This window comes from Streptomyces sp. SCSIO ZS0520, assembly GCF_025643355.1.
In the GTDB taxonomy this organism is placed as follows: domain Bacteria; phylum Actinomycetota; class Actinomycetes; order Streptomycetales; family Streptomycetaceae; genus Streptomyces; species Streptomyces physcomitrii.
In genome coordinates this window covers 534,952-553,951 of the sequence record NZ_CP092644.1, presented here as the reverse complement: position 1 = coordinate 553,951, position 19,000 = coordinate 534,952, and the positions used below count along the sequence as shown (strand labels likewise).

Genomic DNA, 19,000 nt, shown 5'->3' with positions numbered 1-19,000 from the left:
CCCCCCGGTGACGATGGTGGCGACTACTGGGCCGTACGGTCTTCTGCCCCGGGCGTCGGCAGCAGGAGGGCCGCGGCGCTCAGTGCCAGGGACACCACGACCAAGGAGCCGATGGCGGTGCGGAGTTGGGTGAAGTCCGCGACCTGGCCGACGACCACGGGGCCGAGCAGGAGTCCCACGTAGCCGATGGCGGCGGTGGAGCCGATGACGGCCCCGCGGCGCTCCGCCGGGGCGTTGCGTCCGGCCACGCTGTACACGGTCGGCGCCGCCGCCGAGATGGCCAGACCGGTGACGGCGAATCCGGCCAGCGCGAGCAGCGGCCGCTGCGACCAGGCGACGACCAGCACACCGAAGGCGGACACCAGCCCCGAGAGCAGCAGTACGACACGGTCGGACCACCGGGTGGACAGCCAGTGTCCGGCGAGCCTGCCCAGCGCCATCGAACCGGCGAACACCCCCGGTGCGAGGCCGGACAGACCGTCCGCGGCGCCGACCCCGTCCGCCAGGAAGACGGCGCTCCACTGCTGGACGCCGCTCTCCACCAGCATGGCGAGCGCGGCGAGCAGGCCGAAGCCGAGCACGACCTTGTCGATCTTGCGGCGCCCGGTCGGCCGGTCCGGCTGGGGGGCGCGGCCCAGGCGCGGCGGCACCCTGGTGCGGAGCGCCCACGCGCCCACGACGGTGCAGGCCGCCAGCACGGCGAGCGGCCAGGTGACGCTCGCCCCGAGGGCGTGGGTGATGCTGGTGCCGACGGCGCCGACGAGCAGTCCCACGCTGAACAGGGCGTGGGCCCGGTTGAGCACCCGTCCGCCCGTCTCGGCCTCGACCGTCGCCGCCAGGCTGTTGATCACCACATCGCAGCAGCCCGAGCCGAATCCGAAGAGCAGAAGCGTCACGACCAGTGTGCTCGTGGACGTGGCGAGGGTCGGCAGGGAGGCGACCGCGGCGAACAGGACCAGTGAGCCGATGGCCACCGGCCTTCCGTAGCGGTCGAGGAGGCGGCCGGTCAGGAACATCGCGGGCGCCGCCGCGAGGGCCACGCAGGCGAGCGCGGTGCCGAGTTCACCGTCCGAGACACCGGTGTTGTCCTTGATCTCCGGCAGCGCCGCGGCGTACAGGCCCCACAGCAGTCCGAAGGCGCCGAAGCCCAGGAAGACGGTGCTGCCGCGCAGCTTGGCCGCCGGGGGCAGAGCGGTGCTTTCCATGCCGCTCCTCTCAGCGGGCCGCGCGGACGAGGGCCGCGCCGCCGTCCACGTTGATGGCCTGACCGGTGAGGTGCGCCGCCGCGGGGGAGCAGAGGAACGACACGGCCTGGGCGACGTCGTCCGCGGTCTGCTCCCGGTCGGTCGGCGTCGTGCCGGTGACCTGCCGGAGCGGCACCCGGTCCCGTACCACCTCCTCGAACTCGGCCCGGTCGACCAGCTGCCACTGGCGGCTCCAGACGAACCCGGGACGGACGAGGTTGGCCCTGATCCCGCGGTCGGCAAGGAGCACGGCGAGCGAGTCGTTCCAGTGCTCCAGGGCGGCCTTGGCGGCCCCGTACGCGGGCGAGACGACCCAGGGCATGGTGGCGGCGATGGAGCTGACCTGGCAGATCGCGCCGCCCGGCAGGAGGCGTCCGGCAAGGAGCCGGGTGACCCGGTAGACGCCGGAGAGGTTGAGGTCGACGATGTCGTCCCACACCTCCGGCGGCGGCCAGGCCACGTCCTCGATGGGCTCCAGCGGCGGCTGCCGCTCCCCGCCGAGGACGTTGACGAGGACGGTGATCTCCTCGGGCACGGCCTCGGCGAGGGCGGCAAGCCCCTCCTCGGTGCGCAGGTCGCAGCGCAGCGCTTCCGCGCCGTCGGGCAGGGAGGCCGGCGGGTCCGCCACGTCGACGGCGATCACCCGGGAGACGACCTTCTCCGCGAGCAGGGTGTGCACCACGGCACGACCGATTCCGCCGCTGGCGGCGGTGACGACGGCGACGCTCATGCGAGGGCCCCCTCTGCCGAGCCGGCGATGGCTCCGTAGTCCGTGACGAGCCGTGTCATCGTGTAGCGCTCCAGGGTGTCGTTGCGGGCCTGCTCGCCGAGTCGGCGGCGCAGAGCGGGGTCGTCGAGAAGCCGGGTGAGCGCGGCCCGCACCCCGGCGAGGTCGGTCGGCTCGACCAGGAGCCCGTTGCGCTCGTGGATCACCTGCTGCCGCAGTCCGCCCACCGAAGAGGCCACCACCGCCCGGCCCTTGACCATCGCCTCGGTCACGGTCAGGCCGAAGCCCTCCTCCAGGCTCTTCTGCAGCACCACGTCCGCGCGGCGCTGCAGCGCGTTCACGAGCAGCGCGTTGCCCAGCGGGTCGCGCATGGACACATTGACCAGATGGACTCGCGCCCGGTCCGCCGGGGCCAGTCCGGCGAGCGTCTGCTGTACGTCGGCGAGGACGGCCAGGCCTTCCGGGTCGTCCGGTATCTCGGTGGGGTCGGTGCCCGCGAGCACCAGGTGCACATCCGGGGCGAGGCCCGCGAGGCAGCGCACCACGCCGGGCATGTCCTTCAGCGGATCCCAGCGGGAGACCTGCAGGACGACACGGGCGTCGGCCGGCAGCGTCGTCTGCTGGACGAGCCTGACGTCCGGGGCCGTGCGGTCCGCGGTGAGTCCGGCCCTGTCCAGCAGCGCGGCGACTTCCCTCGGCTCCAGGTGCCGGTTCTTCGGGGCCGAGGGGTCGATCGCCGGGGCGGCGACGAACCTCCTGGCCAGGGGTACGGAGGGGGGCGCGAACTCCGGCAGGGTGGTGATCACCGCGTCGACCGCGGACAGTTCGGCCGCGAAGGCGCGCCAGACGGCACCCGGTCCCCGGTCCGGGGGGACGTCCGCCCCGACATGGCAGTGCCAGACGACACGGGCGCCGGTGGCGCTCAGCAGCGGTGCGAGTCCGAGGGTCTGCGGATCGTGCAGGACTATCACGCCGTCGCGGGTGAGCCGCTCGGTGAACCAGGAGGCCTGCGCGGCCAGCCGCTCGCGGTAGGTCCGCAGCGACTCGGCTCGCAGCCGGTCCGGATCGGCCGTGCCGTGCAGCAGGTGATGCAGGAGCTTGGTCACCGCGTAGAAGTCCTCGTCGCCGCCGATCACGGCCCAGCCGGCGTTCAGCCCGGCGGCCTGCTGGCAGGGCACCAGGCCGTGCAGCAGCTCCGCGACTCCGCCGCCGCGGGCCGTCGCGTTGACGTGTACGAGCCTCCGGCGCTCGCCGGTGGGTTCGACCTCCCATGCCGGTGTCGGCATGTGCTCTCCTTCGCTCTGCGTCGATTGCCGGCGGCAGGCCATGACGGGCTGCCGACCTCGGTGAGTTGGCTCGGGCGCTTCGGGTGGTCCCGCGCGGGACCGAGGCGCGCAGGGGCGGAGCGGGAGCCGTTGCCCGGCGCGCTTGCGAACACCACCGACCGCCCCGGTAGTTCTCCTCCTCAGGGCGTCTGTCCTCTTGTTCTCGGGCTTCGTCGCCCCGGACCTTTTCGCCGGTCGCATCGCCGACCGCCGCAAAAGACGGTGGCATGGGGAACGGAGGCGCTGCGGGCAGAAGTCGAGATGTTCACCGCACCTCCAAAAGTCCCAGGGAATCCGTCGGATCAAAAGCTGCGCCCCTTGCCGAAACCGGCGGACGGCGCATTTAACGAAACAGCAACTCGGGTGTGACATCGATTGTTTTCGGACATGGGCCGACCGCCCGGCGCGACGGCCGGAACGGCATGCTCCGTATCCCGGAGGATTGGCCGGGACTCATTGCTGGAGGGCGCTCCTGCCCATCTCGGAAAAACTGCGCCAGGCCCGCATCAGATCTCTGCGGAACCATGTGACGGAGATCTGCCCTTCCAGCAGCCTGCACAGTTCCGCGCCGCGCCGGAACAGGTCCACGGAGGCGATCCGTTCGATCAGTTTCACCAGGCCGTTCGCGGTGGGCTCGTATCGGGCGTCGGCGGGAAAGAATCTGGCGGCCTCGACGGGGCGGGAGTCGGGGACGACGGTGGAGAGGCCGCTCAGCGCTGCTTCGAGCGGGGTGATGCCCAGGGTCTCGTACCGCGAGGTGCAGACGAATACCGAGGTCCGCCGGGCCGTCCGGAACACCGCGTAGAGTTCGCCCTTCGTGAGTCTCGGGGTCAGCAGGAATCTGTCGGCGTGGTGTGCCGGGACTTCTCTGACGAGCGATTTGCGCAGCACGTCGTCGCATTCGTCGCCGCCGATCAGCAGGACCTTCACGGGAAGTCCCCGCTCCATCAGTTCCGTGGCCGCGCTGATCAGCAGGTCGAGGTTCTTGAAGTAGTCGAGTCGGGCCACCGCGGTGCACAGGAGAAGCGGCGCCGATTCGATGAAACGCAGGATGCCGGTCGGCGGGTGGACGCTCGGGACCTTCTCCGGGCGGATGGGCGGGCTGACCTCGCGCATGCGCGCCGGATCCATTCCCTGTCCGACCAGGTAGTCGCGCTGCATCCTGGAGTGCTGCATCACGAAGATATGGCGTGCGGCGACGAGTTCGAGAAGTCCCCGTTCCTGCTGGCGCATGAGGTGCAGGGCCTTCTCCGCGCTGCCGAATGCCTGGAAGGTGTCCTGAGTGGAGAACCGGTCCGCGAAGTCGTCGAAGAAGGGGCCGTGATGGGTGACGCAGGCGGGTAAGTCGCGGGGGTGATACCTCAGCAGCGTATCGGTCTGGTAGTAGAGCATGGGCGGGCCCGTGGCGTTGGCCGCCGCCCGGTGGGTCAGCTCTTCGGCCGCTCTGCGGAGAGCGCGGCACAACTCCCCGGTGGGCATGGAGAAGTTGAAGCGCATTTCCACGCAGGGCATGCCGTTCCTGGTGACCGGGTGCAGCGTCGGTGTCCGCTGACCCTCCTGCCTTTTGTACAGGATGACGCCGGAGAAGACCCCGGCTTCCTCGAGGCAGGCGGCCGCCTCGAGCGCGAAGGAGGTGGCGCCCACTCGGGCGGCCGCCCCGCGGGATCTCGGAAAATAATTGCTGTTGACAACCAGGACACCGGGAAGAAGTTCCCCATTCACAGAAACACCGTTCTCTGGTGTGGCGCGGTGGTCGGCTCGAAGCGGCGGTCCGCCGTGCGGAGCACGGATCCGGTGAGCGCGACTCACCACGAGGCCGCGAGGAACTCCTGACCCACGGCCGCCCGCGTGAGCTCCGCCTTGTTCCCCAGCCCGAGCTTTCTGCGGACACGCTTGACGTACGTGTCGACCGTGTGGCGGCTGATCTGGAGGCGGTAGGCGACCTGGTCGTGTGTCAGCCCCTTGGCGATGCCCGTCAGAACCTGGCGCTCACGTGCGGAGAGCGCGGCGGGTTCGCGTTCCGGAAGAAGGGTGTCGGCCGCGGGATCCAGGGGGGTCTGCCCCCGGTGTGTTCCTGCCGCGCGTACGGCCGCGACGATCGAACGGGGATTGGAGCGCTCGCTCAGCCGGCTCATCGGCGCGGGAACGACAGGTTCCGGTGATGCGGTGCCCGGTTCCGCGGGGGTCATCATCAGGACCCGCGGGCGGGGTGGGACGGGGGCGGCCGATCCGGTGGCCGAGGCGCTCGATCCGGTATGCGGATCGAGAATGAGTACATCCAGTCCCGTGGTAACCGTCCGCCCCAGGCTCGACTCGGCGAGAAGGACGTTCATATCAGGTTGCGTGGAAAGTAACTCCCGAAGTGCCCATAACGTCAGTGGGTTTGCGTGGACGATGCCCACGCCTAAGACATATGTATTGCCAGAGCCATCCTGCGAGGTCATATGGCCTCCTCAAGGTGCGCCGGAAGAAAGGCACTTGTTGAAAGCGTGTGCAAGCTAACTGGCTTACTCGCGGACTGTCAACGGTGCTCTTGAGCCACGCCTCTCATCAACTGGCCGGATGGCCGGCCGAATTGCTCACGAGTAGGGCCAGGGTGGAGATTTCCGAATGTTTACAGGACTGACACGAACGCACCCCAAAAATGACGGGAGGTTGAATCGGCCCTGTCAGCCGATGCCCGGACACGTCCGGGCGGGGGCGTCCTCCGGGCGATCCGGCCCGACCGGCTGCACCGAACCGTCCTCCAGGACGACCGAGGCGTCGATCCGCGCACCGGCGGGCACCTCCGCGCCCGGCAGCAGCACGCTGTCGCGGACGGTGGCCCCCTCCCCGATCCGCACTCCGGGGAAGAGCACACAGCGCTCGACGAGCCCGGCGTTGCGTACGTCGGACGGCACGAGGGAGGACCGTACGCCCGCGGCCGAGGACAAGAAGCGCCGCGGGACCTCCGGCCGGATGGTCAGCGGCATCCGGTCGAGCGGCAGCGTGGGCGGGTCGGCGAGCAGCGCCAGATGGGCGCGGAGGTAGCGGTCCACCGTCCCGATGTCCTCCCAGTGCCCGCGCACCAGGTGGCCCCGGATCCGCTCGCCGCCCGCCAGCATGGCGGGGATCACGTCCCGGCTGATGTCGTGCTGCCAGTCCGTACCGTCGAGCCGCTCCAGATACCGCTGCAGGCACGCCGAGTCGAAGACGCAGAAGGCCGCGAAGACGAGATCGCTGCTCGGCTCGGCGGGCTTCTCGACGAAGTTCGTGAGGTTCCCGCCCGCGTCGAACTCCACCATCCCGAAGAGGTGGACGTACCGCCGCTCGATGCGCTGGTAGGCGAGGGTCAGGGCGGCCCCGGAGGCGCGGTGCTCCCGCAGCATGTCCCGGTAGTCGAAGCGGTAGACGTGGTCCGCGTGCAGGATCAGGATCTCCGACGGACGGCCGCCGAACACATGGGCGGCCTTGTGCAGGAAGGCGTCGGCGGTGCCGCGCTCCCGGGGCCCGCCGGGCTCGGGCAGCTTCTCCGGCAGCTCGCCGGCGGGCAGTCGGCGGTACGCCTCGTCGTACGGGCCGAAGTGGACCCGGAAGCCCCGGGAGGAGTTCCACACCTGGTGCAGATCGTCCATGAGCCGCTGTTCCTCGTACTGGGACAGCAACAGCACCTCGGAGAGGCCGGAGCGCCGGGCGTTGGCCAGACTGAAGTCGATCAGCCGGCTGGTCCCGCCGAAGGGGATGAGGGGCTTGAGCCGACCGGTGCCCAGGGGCCCCATGCGCCGCCCCTCGCCACCGGCGAGGAGGACGGCGCGCACCTCGTCCGCGCCCGCCCCCCGGCCCGCCTGCCCGGCCGTCACGCTTGCCTCCATTGCTCTGTGCCTCTCCTCGGCCGGCTCAGTGTCGAGCCGGGACGTCGACCCGAGCGCCGCCCCCGGTGGCGAGGGAGCGCGCAAGGCCGCGGAACCAGGTACGGCAGGCGTCCGGGCCCTCCAGGACCACCTGGGCGCGGCGCAGGCACTCCGGATCCGCTCCGGGGCCCCGGACCGCGACACAGGTGGCCCGGTCGATCGAGCCCTCCTCGACCAGCCGGTCGGCGGCCTCGAACATGGCCAGATCACCGTGGTCGTCACCCGCCACGACAAGCCGCCGGGGCCGCCACCGCCGGACCATCTCCGCGACCGCGTCCCCCTTGTGGGGCGAGCCGGGGGGCCTGATCTCGGTCCAGCCGCGCCCGGCCACCACCTCCATGCCCGAGGCGCGCCCCAGGGAGGCCAGCCGGGACAGCCGGCTCGCCGCCCGCTCGGCGGGCAGCCGCGCGTGGTGCACCGCCAGGACCACCTCCTTGTCCTCGATGTGCATCTCCGGTGGGCAGAGGGCGAGTTCACGGATGAGCCGGGCCACCCGCCGTACCGCGGGCAGGTGCGGCACCGACCGGGGGTGCGGCAGGGCTTCATACGCGTACGGGGCGAGCGATTCCGCGCCGTGCACCCCGGCGACCCACAGGGGCGAGGCGAGGATCTCCCGGGCGTTGAGGGCGCGGCGACCGGTCACGCACACCAGGGCGAGCCGGGGGTGCGCCGGCAGCCGCCCGCAGAGTTCACGGAGATCGGCCGTGTGCCGCGCCATGTCCGGCGTGGGCGGGCTCGGCGGAACGAGGGTGCCGTCGAGGTCGGCGCAGATCAGCGTGTCCACGGCGGGGAACGGGGCGAGTACGGCCCGGTCCGGTGCCCGGCGCCGGTCGGCGGGGCGGTCGGTGCCTTCCGCGGTGTGCCTCATGGCGCCGTCCCCGCCGCGGGCCCGCGCAGCCACAGGGTGGGAACGAGCAGGAGCAGGGCGATGACCGCCAGGACGGTGAAGCCCGCGCTCAGACCCCCGATCGAGGAGGAGAGGCCGACGGCCACCGGCCCGAGGAAGTAGCCGGAGTAGCCGATGGTGGAGACCATGGAGATCGCGCGGCCTCGGACGTTCTCGGGGACGGCCCGGTCCGCCGAGGTGAAGAGGGCGGGCGCCGCCGGGGCCAGCCCGAGTCCGGTGAGGGCGAAGCCTGCGAGGGCGACCAGCGGTGAGGGCGCCCAGGCGGCGATGAGCAGACCGCAGCCGGTGACGAGCGCGCAGGTGCGCAGGGTGGGGACCAGCGCCGTCGCGTCGGCGGTGCGCTGCGCGTAGAGCCGCCCGGCGGACATGCAGAGCGCGAAGACTCCCGGTGCCAGGCTGGCCAGCCCGGGAGCGGCGTCCAGCTCGAACTCCATCCGGTTGCTGCTCCACTGCTGGACCGCGTTCTCCACCAGGAGTGCCAGGGCGACGGTCACGCCGAGGAGCACCAGGACCTGCCGCTGCCCCACCGGCGCCGAACCCTCCTTCGGGCGGGGCGCGGATGCCGCCGCCGCGCCGGTCGTCGCCAGGGAGACGGCGGCAGCCACCAGGAACAGCGTGGCGGTGCCCAGCAACGCCCAGGGCGGCGCCCCGAGTTCACGTCCCGCCGCGACGACCACGCTCGCCACGACCCCGGCGACCGGGAACATGGCCTGGGCGGACTGCACGAAGTTGCGCCCCGAGCGCGCATTCGCGGCCACCGTGGCGGAGTTGAGGGCGACATCCACCACCCCCGAGGCCGCCCCGAGCATCGCGAGGCAGGCGGCCAGGAACAGCACGTCGCCCGCACCGCCCAGTACGGGGGCGAGGCCGCCCATCGCGATCAGCCCGCCGGAGAGGACCGCCCCGCCCCGGCGGTCGTAGGCGCGCCCCGAGAGGATCATGGCGGGCAGCGCGCACAGGGGCACGGCGAGCAGGAGGAAGCCCAGGGACTCGTCGTCCACACCGGTGGTCCGCTTGACCTCCGGGATCAACGCGCTCCAGCTTCCCCAGAACCATCCGAACGCCAGCCACGCGGCGCGCAGGGCCCCGCGCCGCCTCCCCTCACGCGTCATGCGCACGCCCCGCCGCGGGTACGGCGGCCCTAGCGGACTCCGGCATGTCGATCCCGAGCAGGCCGAGTTGCCGCTCGGTCCAGTGCGGCAGGGCGAAGCGCGCCGCCGCCTCGTGGAGGACCCGGCTCGCCGCGGTCCTTCGGGACGGTGTCATGGTGAGCGCCTCGACGAGCGCGTCCGCCTGGTCGACCAGGTCGTGCGGATGCACCCGCAGGGCGCCGTCACCGAGGACCTCCCCCGCGCCGCAGGTATGGGACACCACGAGAACGGGCTCGCGCGCTCCCATGGCGATCGCCTCGAAGGCGGTCAGATTCTGCCCGTCCGCGGTCGAGTTGAGCACCACCGCGTCGGCCCTCGCCAGGGCCCCGAAGGTCAGACCCCGGTCGTTGCCCGTCAGCAGGCGGACCCGCTCCTCGCCGAAGTGCCGGTTGGCCTCGGCGACCGCCTCCTCGGTCATCCGCAGATACGCGGCATTGGCGCCGATGTGCAGCCGGTGCGGATTGATCCGCAGCAGCAGCCGGGCATCGGCCGCGGCCGGGTGCTCTGCGGCGATCCGGAAGGCGGCCACCGCCCGGTGCGCGTTCTTGATCGGATCCGTCCGTCCCGAGTGCACCACGAGGGGCCGCTCGCCCACCCAGGTGTCCAGCTCCTTCGGCCAGGAGCGCGGGAGGCCCTTCAGCGCGTCCGGGCTGTAGCTCAGCGGTTCGGCGGCGACCCGGACCTCCCGGCCGCCGAGGCGCACCGTCCCCGCGTCGTGGTCGACCCGCGCCCCGGGCACCAGGTCCTCGACGCAGCGCAGGAAGTTCCTGCACCACCGCCGGGCGAAGAAGCAGACCACGTCCGCACCGAGCATCCCCCGCAGGAGGTCGTCGGCGAACTGCCGCGGCAGCAGCGCCAGACCCTCGGGGCCGGGCCAGGCGATGTGGTGGAAGAAGAGCACACGGGCCGTGGGGTCGGCCCGGCGCAGCCGGGCGGGCACCATGCCGAGCTGGTAGTCGTGGATCAGGTAGCCGGAGCCCGCTCCCGGGGACTGCGCGAGCAGCGCCTCGGTGATGTCCTGGTTGAGGGCGTGCAGCGACTCCCAGGCGCGCCGGGAGGCCCGGTCGAAGGAGGGCGCGCTCCACCGGTCCCAGAGGTTGTGCATGGTGTGCCACAGCACCTCGGTGGTCAGGCCGTAGCGCTCGGTGGAAAGGGTCTCGGGCGCGTGCCGGACCAGGCGGACCCGGATCTCCTGACCGCCCGCCGCCCGTACCGTCACGCCGTCCGGGGAGCGCTCCGCGAGCGCGCGGTCCTCCTCCGATGCCGCACTGGCGACCACCGTGGTGCGCAGCCTGCTGGCCATGTCCCCGACCACGCTTCCCGTACTCACCGAGAGGCGGGGAACCACGCGCTCGTCGACCCGCTCGTGGACGACCGGTGCCGGTTTCGTCGCGACCAGGACTGCTGGACTCTGACGTGCCATACGCCCTCTCCATCGGCGGCGTGCTTCCCCTCGGTCACCGGCCGGGGCCCACCCGCGCATACTCTCGGGACGACAGTGGTGGGTGACCGGCCCTCCGGCCGGGGCGGTGTTCCGCGGACCGCCGGGGGCCCGGATGTCCCCGTCCATGGTGGGTCGCCGGGCGGTGGGTGCGGAACCGGGCCTCGGTCACCTGTTCAGGGGACATGACGCCCCTCCACGAGGCCTGTTCAATGCCCACTGCGGCCTCGTCGCCCCCAACTCCTGCGCGCCGACCGGGCAGTTGTGCCGATGGCGCCGCCGTCCCCGACGCCGTGCGACGCGGGCCGCCACCGCGCACGCCCGAGGCAGAAGGGGCTTCCATGAGTGACCCGGGACGCGTCCTGGCCGTCGACGTCGGCGGTACGTGGACCAAGGCCGCCGTCGTCGAGGGCGGCCCCGACCACCCGGCCGTACGGGCGCGGACGCGCGTCAGGACCCCCCGGTGCGCGGACGGCACCGAGAACGCCGAGGCGGTGGTGGCCCTCGTCGCCGAACTGGCCGCCCACTTCGCCGAGCGGGAGCAGGGCCCGGTGGAGGCGGTCGGCGTGGTGGTGCCCGGCATCGTCCAGGACGGCGTCGGGGTCCACTCGGTCAATCTGGGCTGGCGGGACTACCCCTTCCGCGAGGCGCTGGCCAAGGCGGTCGGCTCGCCGGTCGCCTTCGGGCACGATGTCGCGGCCGCCGGGCTCGCCGAATGGCGCCTGGGCGCGGCGCGTGGCTTGACGGACGTGGTGGTGATGCCGATCGGCACCGGCATCGCCTCCGCACTGATCCTCGGCGGGCGGCCCCTGACCGGCGGATACGCGGGCGAGATCGGGCACGTCGACATCGGCCACGGCGAAGAGTGCCCCTGCGGTCAGCGCGGCTGCCTGGACCACGTGGCGTCCGCCGCCTCCGTGGCCCGGCGGTTCGGCGAACGTGCGGGCCGCACCGTACGGGGATCCGCCGAGGTGCTGCGCGCGGCCCAGGACGGTGACCGGGTCGCCGCGGAGGTCTGGGACGAGGCGGTCACCGCGCTCACCCGGGGCGTGCTGCTCCTCGCCACGCTGCTCGGCCCGCAGAGCGTGGTCCTGGGAGGCGGGCTGGCCCTGGCCGGTGAAGCGCTGACCGGACCCCTGGACCAGCGGCTGACCGAGCAGATCACCTTCCAGCGCCGCCCCGAGCTGCGGTGCGCCGCCTTCGGCGCCGAATCCGGCTGCATCGGCGCGGCCCTGCTGGCATGGGAGTCGATCGCCCAGTGACACCGCGGCGGCAGGTCATCGGCGGCGGCCGGGTGGTGACCCCCGAGAAGGTCCTCGACCCCGGCTGGGTCGTCGTGCACGACGGCGTGATCGAGACCGTCACCGCCGTGCCCCCGCAGGCGGGCCCCGAGCCGGTGACGGACCTCTCCGGCGGCTGGCTGGTGCCGGGCTACGTGGACCTGCACTGCCACGGCGGGGGCGGCGCCTCGTACACCGACAGGGATACGGAGCAGCTGGCGACCGCGGTCGCCGCGCACCGCCGCCACGGCACCACCACGACGCTGGCCAGCCTGGTCTCCGGCCCGGTCCCCGAACTGCTCGCGCAGCTCAGCCGGCTCGCCGACCTCGTGGACGACGGCCTGCTCGCGGGCATCCATCTGGAGGGCCCCTTCCTCTCCGCGGACCGTTGCGGCGCCCATGACGCGAGGGCGCTGCGCCCGCCGGACCGCGCCACGGTGGACCGGCTCCTCGCCGCCGGACGCGGCGGTGTCCGCATGGTCACCCTCGCGCCGGAACTGGAGGGCGGGACGGACGCGATCCGGCAGCTCACCGACGCGGGGGTGATCGCCGCGATCGGCCACACCGACGCGGACGAGACGCAGATCCGCGCCTCGGTCGACGCCGGAGCGACGGTGGCGACGCACCTGTTCAACCAGATGCGCCCCCTGCACCACCGGGAACCCGGGCCGATCGGCGTGCTGTTGGACGACGAACGGGTCGCCGTCGAGCTCATCTGCGACCTGGTACTGGTGCACCCGACCATGGTCCGCATCGCCGCCGGGTACGCCGGACCGGAACGCACCGTGCTCGTCACCGACGCGATGGCGGCCGCCGCTTTCGGCGACGGCAGCTACCTGCTCGGCTCGCTCCCCGTCACCGTCCACCAGGGACGGGCCACCGTGGACGGCAGCGGAGCGCTGGCCGCCAGCACCCTGACCATGGACGCGGCGGTGCGCAATTTCGTCCGCGACTGCCGGATGACCGTCCCGGCGGCGGTCGCCGCGGCCTCGGAGCGCCCCGCGCGGCTGCTCGGACAGCCGGGCGGCATCGGCGCCATCCGTCCCGGCGCCGTCTCCGACCTGGTCGTCCTCGACGAGGACCTGCGCCCCCGGCGCGTCATGCGGCAAGGCGCGTGGATCTGAACAGGCCCTCGGGGCCGGTACGTTCGCGTCGTACGGGGTGGACGGGCCCCGGGGCGGACGGTCCGAGGACTCGCGGCGAGCGGTCACCGCGACCCGCCGCCTCCCGCCCCTGGGTGCCGTTGCACTCGGAGGCGGATTCCTCGCTTCCGATCACCCTCGGTTACTCTGCTCACTTCGTGCCGGAGGCCGGAGGCGAGGCGATTCCCCTCCTCGGTGCTCTCCGGATCGGCCGTGGGGCGCAGGGCTGAAGAGGGGCTGATCCGAGACATGCTGCGAGAGGTCACCGCGACCCGCTGGATCGAGCCGCTGCACACCGGCGGCTCCGTGCCCGGTCTCGTCGAGGCCGATGATCTCGGCACGTACGTCGTGAAGTTCACCGGTTCCGCGCAGGGCCGCAAGGCGCTGGTCGCCGAGATCGTGGTGGGGGAGCTGGCCCGGCGGCTCGGGCTGCGGGTGCCGGAGCTGGTGCTCGCCCACTTCGATCCGGCCGTGGCCGCCGGGGAGCCGCATCAGGAGGTGCGGGAGATGGTGGGGGCCAGCGCGGGGCTCAACCTCGGGATGGACCATCTGCCGGGGGCCGCGGACTTCCGGCCGGAGGCGATCGAGGTCGATCCGATCGAGGCCGGGCGGGTGGTCTGGCTGGACGCGCTGACCGCCAATGTCGACCGGACCGTCCACAGCTCCAATCTGATGATCTGGCCCCGACGCGGCGTCGCCCCGCCCCGGTTGTGGCTGATCGACCACGGGGCCGCCCTCGTCTTCCACCACCGCTGGGAGTCCGCGGCCGCCAGCGTGGGCAAGGCCTACGACTTCCGTGATCACGCCCTCGGCCGGTACCGCCCCGACACCGCGGCCGCCGACGCCGCCCTCGCGCCCCGGATCACCGAGGAACTGCTGCGGGAGATCACCGCCCTGGTCCCCGACGCGTGGCTGCTGCCGGAGGAAGGCTTCGAGACCGCCGAGCAGGTGCGCGCGGCCTACGCGGGCTGGCTCGCGGCCCGGGCCCGCGCCTCGGAGGCCTGGCTGCCCACCTCCTTCCGCAGCGCGGAGCAACTGGCCGCCGAGGACGAACGCCGCAGCGCCGCCACCCGCGCGGGCCGCCCCGCCTGGCTCAAGGAGGTACCGGACCTGCACGGGAAGCCCGCCGTGGAGCACCGGCGCCAGGCCCCGCCGCGCTGAACGGGCGCGGCGGGGGCGGGAGTTCAGCCGGTGAGTTCCTCGTAGGCGGGCAGGGTGAGGAAGTCCGTGTAGTCGCGGTCGAGGGCGACGCGCAGGAAGAGGTCGTGGGCCTGCTGCCACCTGCCGTTGACGTAGGTCTCCTCGCCGAGTTCGAGCCGCAGCGCCTCCAACTCCGCGGCGGCGAGGCGGCGTACGAGTTCGGGGGTCGCGCTCTCGCCGTTCTCGAAGAGGACGTCGGCGTTGATCCACTGCCAGATCTGGGAGCGGGAGATCTCCGCGGTCGCCGCGTCCTCCATCAGATGGAAGATCGCCACCGCGCCGAGGCCGCGCAGCCAGGCCTCGATGTAGCGGATGCCCACCTGCACGGCGTTGACCAGACCCGCGTACGTGGGCCGCGCGTCCAGCGACTCCACCGCGAGCAGGTCGTCGGCGCCCACCGCCACGTCCTCGCGCAGGCGGTCCTTCTGGTGCGGGCGGTCGCCGAGGACGCCCGCGAAGGCCGCCTCGCAGACCGGGACCAGGTCCGGATGGGCCACCCAGGAGCCGTCGAAACCGTCCCCCGCCTCCCGGTCCTTATCCGCCCGCACCTTCTCGAAGGCCGCCTTGTTGACGCTCTCGTCCCGCCGGGAGGGGATGAACGCGGCCATCCCGCCGATCGCGTGGGCGCCGCGCTTGTGGCAGGTGCGGACGAGGAGTTCGGTGTAGGCGCGCATGAAGGGGGCGTTCATGGTCACCGCGTTGCGGTCCGGGAGCACGAACCGGGGCCCGCCGTCACGGAAGTTCTTGATGAGCGAGAAGAGGTAGTCCCAGCGCCCCGCGTTGAGCCCGGAGGCGTGCTCGCGCAGCTCGTAGAGGATCTCCTCCATCTCGTACGCGGCGGTGATCGTCTCGATCAGCACGGTCGCCCGGACGGTGCCCTGCGCGACGCCCAGGCAGTCCTGGGCGAAGACGAAGACGTCGTTCCACAGCCGGGCCTCCAGATGGGACTCCAGCTTCGGCAGGTAGAAGTACGGGCCCTGGCCGCGCTCCAGGAGGCGGTGCGCGTTGTGGAAGAAGTACAGGCCGAAGTCGACCAGGGCGCCGGGCACCGGCCGCCCGTCCACCAGGAGGTGCCGCTCGTCCAGGTGCCAGCCGCGCGGGCGCACCACGACCGCGGGCAGTTCGGCGTCGGCGCGCAGGGCGTAGGACTTGCCGCTCGCCTCGTCGGTGAAGTCGATCCGGCGCTTGTAGGCGTCGAGGAGATTCAGCTGGCCGAGGACGACGTTGTGCCAGGTGGGGGAGGAGGCGTCCTCGAAGTCGGCGAGCCAGACGCGGGCCCCCGAGTTGAGGGCGTTGACGGTCATCTTGCGGTCCGTCGGGCCGGTGATCTCCACCCGGCGGTCCTCCAGCGGCCCCGGGGCGGGGGCCACGCGCCAGGAGTCGTCGGCGCGGACGTGCGCCGTCTCCTCCAGGAAGTCGAGGCGTCCGGTACGGGCGATCTCCGCGCGCCGCCGGGTCCTGCGGGCGAGGAGTTCGTCCCGCCGCGCGGTGAACAGCCGGTGCAGGTCGGCGACGAAGACGAGGGCGGCCTGCGTGAGCACCTCGTCCTGCCTGGGCAGCGCCGGGGCCTCGATGACGGCCGGGGAGGGCACGGGTACCGGCATCAGCGGCTCACTTCCTTCTGCTCCATGGTGCGCTCTGCTCCGTGTTCGTAGCGGTGGCCGGGCTCGCGCACCGCGCCCACGGTGCGCGCCCGCCCGGGGCCGCACGGCCCCTGAGGTGCACGGTACGGCCGTGGCCCGGTGCCTGGCGAGAGGCCTCCCCGCCACGTCGGGGTACCGGAGTGGCCGGTGTGGCGCATACCGGACGGCGGGCACCGCGGCCGACCGGGCGGGCGGGGCCCCTCACGGTGGTCCTTCGAGGCGCGCGAGGTCCGCCGGGGTGTCGATGTCGTGGTCCTCGGCCACGTCCCCGCAGTCCACCCGCCGCAGTTGCGACGCACGGGCGCGCAGCAGGTCCCGGGCGCCGCGGTCGCCCACCGCCCCGGCCGCCGCCTCGGCCCAGTGGTCGCGCCCGAGCAGCACCGGGTGCCCGGCGCGTCCCCCGTACGCGGCCGTGGCCAGCGAAGCGGGTCCCGTGTACGCCGCCCGCACCCGCCGTACGGCCTCGGCGCCGATCCCGGGCTGGTCGACGAGGAGGACGAGGGCAGCCCCGGCGGGGGAGGGCCCGAGGGAGGCGAGACCGGCCCGCAGCGAGGAGCCCATGCCCTCCTGCCAGCGGGGGTTCTCGACCAGGACGCAGCCGCCGAGCCGCGCCGAGCGCCGCACCTCACGGCTCCCCGCGCCGAGCACCACGTGCACGGGCGCGCAGCCCCCGGCGCGCAGGGCGTCGGCGGCCTTCTCGACGAGGAGGCGGTCCCCGTCGGTGAGCAGCGCCTTGGGGCGCCCGCCGAGCCGGCGCCCGCCGCCGGCCGCGAGCAGCAGCCCGGCGATCACGGGCGGGCGGGTGGTGCCGGGTCCCTGGGAGGTCATTGCTCCTGCATACCGCAGGGCGGGCCGGTCCGGGGGCATCCGGCGGCGGGACACGTGCCCGGCCCCGGGCGGTGCCGCGGCGGCGGGCGGAGGTATCGATTCCCTTCAGCCACAGGGGAGTTGAATTTCCGTCTGCACTGTGGCGCGGGGGCCGTCCGGTGGCGTTTACTGGCCCGACCCCGAACGGTGCCCTACAACCCGCCGGGGCGACGGGGGACGCGCAAGAGCAGGACAGGGGCACAACAGGCGCACATGGACGTGCGAGGGGGCTTGAGACTGTGTTGCGGAGCATGGGGCAGACGCCCGTGGTCAGAACCAGCGAGGACTCGAGGGTGACGGCACTGCGCGAGGCCGTTTCCCGCCTGCGGCGGGAACTCGCGGTGTATCCCTCGGAATTCCCCGAGCGGGCGATAGCGGAGGACGAACTCGCGGCGCTGCAGGTGATGGCGAACTCAGGAACACCCGAACTCAGACGACTCAGACGGTCCTTATTGCTGATCGCCGGTTCGGCGGGCTCGGTGAGCGCCCTCAGCGGCGGCCTCGCCCAGGTCAGGCGGGCGGTGGAACTCTTCGGTCAGCTGCCGGTGGATTGAGCCCGGGGATCGAGCCCGGGAAGGAGCCGGTGGACTGCACCCGGGGGTGGAGTGCGCGGGTGCAGTCCGTCGAGCGATTCCGGGAAACGTATGCCGGGCGAACCGGGCACGGGTTCCGGACGACGGGCGAGGGGTGCCGGGTCCGTGAGGGATTACGCGCCCGTGGACAGCGCGTTTCGGAACGGGGCGTGGTTGACGGGCCCCGGACCGGAGTGAAGACTCCTTCAACAGAACGTTGAATTCTTCGCGCCGGCCCCGCGCACGGCGCCGGAGAGAAGGGGTCCCCGGTGCCCGAGCCCGGAGTTGTCCTGCGGTCCGCGCGGGTGCTGACGCCCGAAGGGCCGCGCCCCGCCGCCGTCCACGTGGTCGGCGAGCGCATCGAGGCGGTGCGCGGCCACGACGCGGCGGTGCCGCCCGGTGCCCGCCTCGTCGAGCTGGGGGAGCAGGCGCTGCTGCCCGGCCTCGTCGACACCCACGTGCATGTCAACGATCCCGGGCGCAGCGAGTGGGAGGGCTTCGCCTCCGCCACCAGGGCCGCGGCGGCGGGCGGGGTGACCACCCTCGTCGACATGCCGCTGAACTCGCTGCCGCCCACCACCACGGCCGCCCATCTGCGCACCAAGCAGGACTCCGCGCGCGGCCGCGTGCAGATCGACGTCGGCTTCTGGGGCGGCGCCGTCCCGGGCAACACCCCCGAACTGCGCCCGCTGCACCGAGCCGGGGTCTTCGGCTTCAAGTGCTTCCTCTCGCCCTCGGGCGTCGAGGAGTTCCCGCCGCTGGCGCCCGCGGAGCTGGACGCCGCCCTCGCCGAGACCGCCGCCTTCGACGGGCTGATGATCGTCCACGCCGAGGACCCCGGGCAGCTGGCCGGGGCGCCCGAGCCCAGCGGCGGACGGTACGCCGACTTCCTCGCCTCCCGGCCGCGGGACGCCGAGCACCGGGCCGTCTCCCGGCTGATCGCGGCGGCCGAGCGGGCCGGTGCCCGGGTGCACGTACTGCATCTCTCCTCCGGCGAGGTGCTGCCCGAGATCGCCGCGGCCCGGCGCCGCGGGACCCGCCTCACCGTGGAGACCTGCCCGCACTTCCTCACCCTCACCGCCGAGGAAGTGCCGGACGGCGCCACCGAGTTCAAGTGCTGCCCGCCGATCCGCGAGGCCGCCAACCAGGACGCGCTCTGGCAGGGCCTCGCCGAGGGCTGGATCGACTGCGTGGTCTCCGACCACTCGCCCTCCACCGCCGCGCTCAAGACCGGCGACTTCGGCACCGCCTGGGGCGGCATCTCCTCCCTCCAACTGGGCCTGCCCGCCGTCTGGACGGCCGCCCGCGCCCGCGGCTTCGGCCTCGCGGACGTCGCCCGCTGGATGTCGACGGCGCCCGCCGCGCTCGCCGGACTGCACCGCAAGGGCGCCGTCGAGGCGGGCCGGGACGCCGACTTCGCGGTCCTCGCCCCCGAGCGCCGCTTCACCGTCGACCCGCACCGGCTGCACCACCGCAACCCGGTCACCGCCTACGCGGGCAAGGAGCTGTACGGCGTGGTCACCCAGACCTGGCTGCGGGGCCGCCGCATCCTGGCGGACGGTGACTTCGCCGAGCCCACCGGACGGCTCCTGGAGAGGACGCACTGAACCC

General features: G+C 73.0%; 16 protein-coding genes. 5 read left to right on the top strand and 11 right to left on the bottom strand.

All coding sequences use genetic code 11. The features are described 5' to 3' along the window. Positions 1–23 precede the first annotated feature (23 nt). From MID12_RS02010 to MID12_RS01970, 9 genes are all read right to left on the bottom strand, one after another. Positions 24–1,205 (bottom strand): MFS transporter, encoded by a 1,182-nt coding sequence (locus tag MID12_RS02010; protein WP_263164482.1) that lies wholly within the window; start codon positions 1,203–1,205, stop codon positions 24–26. Between the two features lie 10 nt (positions 1,206–1,215). Next, entirely contained in the window at positions 1,216–1,974 is a 759-nt protein-coding gene (locus tag MID12_RS02005; protein WP_052482043.1) for an SDR family NAD(P)-dependent oxidoreductase, read from the bottom strand. Beyond that, a complete protein-coding gene (locus MID12_RS02000; protein WP_263164479.1) occupies positions 1,971–3,257 on the bottom strand; it encodes a glycosyltransferase in 1,287 nt (428 codons plus the stop codon). The genes MID12_RS02005 and MID12_RS02000 overlap by 4 nt, the downstream gene beginning before the upstream one ends. Positions 3,258–3,749: 492 nt before the next feature. Beyond that, on the bottom strand, positions 3,750–4,940 hold the full coding sequence (locus MID12_RS01995) for a glycosyltransferase family 4 protein (protein WP_263164478.1): 1,191 nt from the start codon (positions 4,938–4,940) through the stop codon (positions 3,750–3,752). 161 nt (positions 4,941–5,101) lie between these two features. Continuing rightward, positions 5,102–5,740 (bottom strand): helix-turn-helix transcriptional regulator, encoded by a 639-nt coding sequence (locus MID12_RS01990; RefSeq protein ID WP_263164476.1) that lies wholly within the window; start codon positions 5,738–5,740, stop codon positions 5,102–5,104. Positions 5,741–5,965: 225 nt separating this feature from the next. After that, a complete protein-coding gene (locus tag MID12_RS01985) occupies positions 5,966–7,147 on the bottom strand; it encodes a glucose-1-phosphate adenylyltransferase family protein (RefSeq protein ID WP_263164474.1) in 1,182 nt (393 codons plus the stop codon). A 25-nt stretch (positions 7,148–7,172) separates the two neighbouring features. Next, entirely contained in the window at positions 7,173–8,054 is an 882-nt protein-coding gene (gene otsB / locus MID12_RS01980; RefSeq protein WP_263164472.1) for a trehalose-phosphatase, read from the bottom strand. Further along, the gene (locus MID12_RS01975; protein WP_263164470.1) at positions 8,051–9,205 is read right to left on the bottom strand and encodes an MFS transporter; all 1,155 of its coding nucleotides are present in this window, start codon (positions 9,203–9,205) and stop codon (positions 8,051–8,053) included. The genes otsB and MID12_RS01975 overlap by 4 nt, the downstream gene beginning before the upstream one ends. Then, positions 9,195–10,667, bottom strand: a complete 1,473-nt coding sequence (locus tag MID12_RS01970; protein WP_263164468.1) for a trehalose-6-phosphate synthase — start codon at positions 10,665–10,667, stop codon at positions 9,195–9,197. Before MID12_RS01970 ends, MID12_RS01975 begins: the two co-directional genes overlap by 11 nt. Positions 10,668–11,026: 359 nt before the next feature. Between MID12_RS01970 and MID12_RS01965 the strand changes: the two genes are divergently transcribed. From MID12_RS01965 to MID12_RS01955, 3 genes are all read left to right on the top strand, one after another. Further along, positions 11,027–11,947 carry an ROK family protein gene (locus MID12_RS01965; protein ID WP_263164467.1) on the top strand — a complete coding sequence of 307 codons (921 nt, stop codon included), beginning with the start codon at positions 11,027–11,029 and terminating at the stop codon, positions 11,945–11,947. After that, positions 11,944–13,089, top strand: a complete 1,146-nt coding sequence (gene nagA / locus MID12_RS01960) for an N-acetylglucosamine-6-phosphate deacetylase (protein ID WP_263164465.1) — start codon at positions 11,944–11,946, stop codon at positions 13,087–13,089. Before MID12_RS01965 ends, nagA begins: the two co-directional genes overlap by 4 nt. Positions 13,090–13,356: 267 nt before the next feature. Next, positions 13,357–14,268, top strand: a complete 912-nt coding sequence (locus MID12_RS01955; RefSeq protein ID WP_263164463.1) for a HipA family kinase — start codon at positions 13,357–13,359, stop codon at positions 14,266–14,268. A 23-nt stretch (positions 14,269–14,291) separates the two neighbouring features. Here the strand turns inward: MID12_RS01955 and aceB are convergent, their stop codons facing one another. Then, positions 14,292–15,911 carry a malate synthase A gene (gene aceB, locus MID12_RS01950; RefSeq protein ID WP_040246327.1) on the bottom strand — a complete coding sequence of 540 codons (1,620 nt, stop codon included), beginning with the start codon at positions 15,909–15,911 and terminating at the stop codon, positions 14,292–14,294. Positions 15,912–16,151: 240 nt separating this feature from the next. Further along, the gene (locus tag MID12_RS01945) at positions 16,152–16,778 is read right to left on the bottom strand and encodes an NTP transferase domain-containing protein (RefSeq protein WP_263164461.1); all 627 of its coding nucleotides are present in this window, start codon (positions 16,776–16,778) and stop codon (positions 16,152–16,154) included. A 278-nt stretch (positions 16,779–17,056) separates the two neighbouring features. Here MID12_RS01945 and MID12_RS01940 point away from each other — a divergent pair, with 278 nt between their 5' ends. Together MID12_RS01940 and allB are read left to right on the top strand one after the other, a co-directional pair. Next, complete coding sequence (locus tag MID12_RS01940) at positions 17,057–17,371, top strand: DUF5955 family protein (RefSeq protein ID WP_040246326.1); 315 nt, start codon at positions 17,057–17,059, stop codon at positions 17,369–17,371. A gap of 287 nt (positions 17,372–17,658) precedes the next feature. Beyond that, entirely contained in the window at positions 17,659–18,996 is a 1,338-nt protein-coding gene (gene allB, locus MID12_RS01935; protein ID WP_040246323.1) for an allantoinase AllB, read from the top strand. Positions 18,997–19,000 lie beyond the last annotated feature (4 nt).

Coding starts and splice junctions, on each gene's coding strand:
- MID12_RS02010 (WP_263164482.1), bottom strand. CDS start 1,205: ATGGAAAGCACCGCTCTGCCCCCGGCGGCCAAGCTGCGCGGCAGCACC.
- MID12_RS02005 (WP_052482043.1), bottom strand. CDS start 1,974: ATGAGCGTCGCCGTCGTCACCGCCGCCAGCGGCGGAATCGGTCGTGCC.
- MID12_RS02000 (WP_263164479.1), bottom strand. CDS start 3,257: ATGCCGACACCGGCATGGGAGGTCGAACCCACCGGCGAGCGCCGGAGG.
- MID12_RS01990 (WP_263164476.1), bottom strand. CDS start 5,740: ATGACCTCGCAGGATGGCTCTGGCAATACATATGTCTTAGGCGTGGGC.
- MID12_RS01985 (WP_263164474.1), bottom strand. CDS start 7,147: ATGGAGGCAAGCGTGACGGCCGGGCAGGCGGGCCGGGGGGCGGGCGCG.
- otsB (WP_263164472.1), bottom strand. CDS start 8,054: ATGAGGCACACCGCGGAAGGCACCGACCGCCCCGCCGACCGGCGCCGG.
- MID12_RS01975 (WP_263164470.1), bottom strand. CDS start 9,205: ATGACGCGTGAGGGGAGGCGGCGCGGGGCCCTGCGCGCCGCGTGGCTG.
- MID12_RS01970 (WP_263164468.1), bottom strand. CDS start 10,667: ATGGCACGTCAGAGTCCAGCAGTCCTGGTCGCGACGAAACCGGCACCG.
- MID12_RS01965 (WP_263164467.1), top strand. CDS start 11,027: ATGAGTGACCCGGGACGCGTCCTGGCCGTCGACGTCGGCGGTACGTGG.
- MID12_RS01955 (WP_263164463.1), top strand. CDS start 13,357: ATGCTGCGAGAGGTCACCGCGACCCGCTGGATCGAGCCGCTGCACACC.
- aceB (WP_040246327.1), bottom strand. CDS start 15,911: ATGCCGGTACCCGTGCCCTCCCCGGCCGTCATCGAGGCCCCGGCGCTG.
- MID12_RS01945 (WP_263164461.1), bottom strand. CDS start 16,778: ATGACCTCCCAGGGACCCGGCACCACCCGCCCGCCCGTGATCGCCGGG.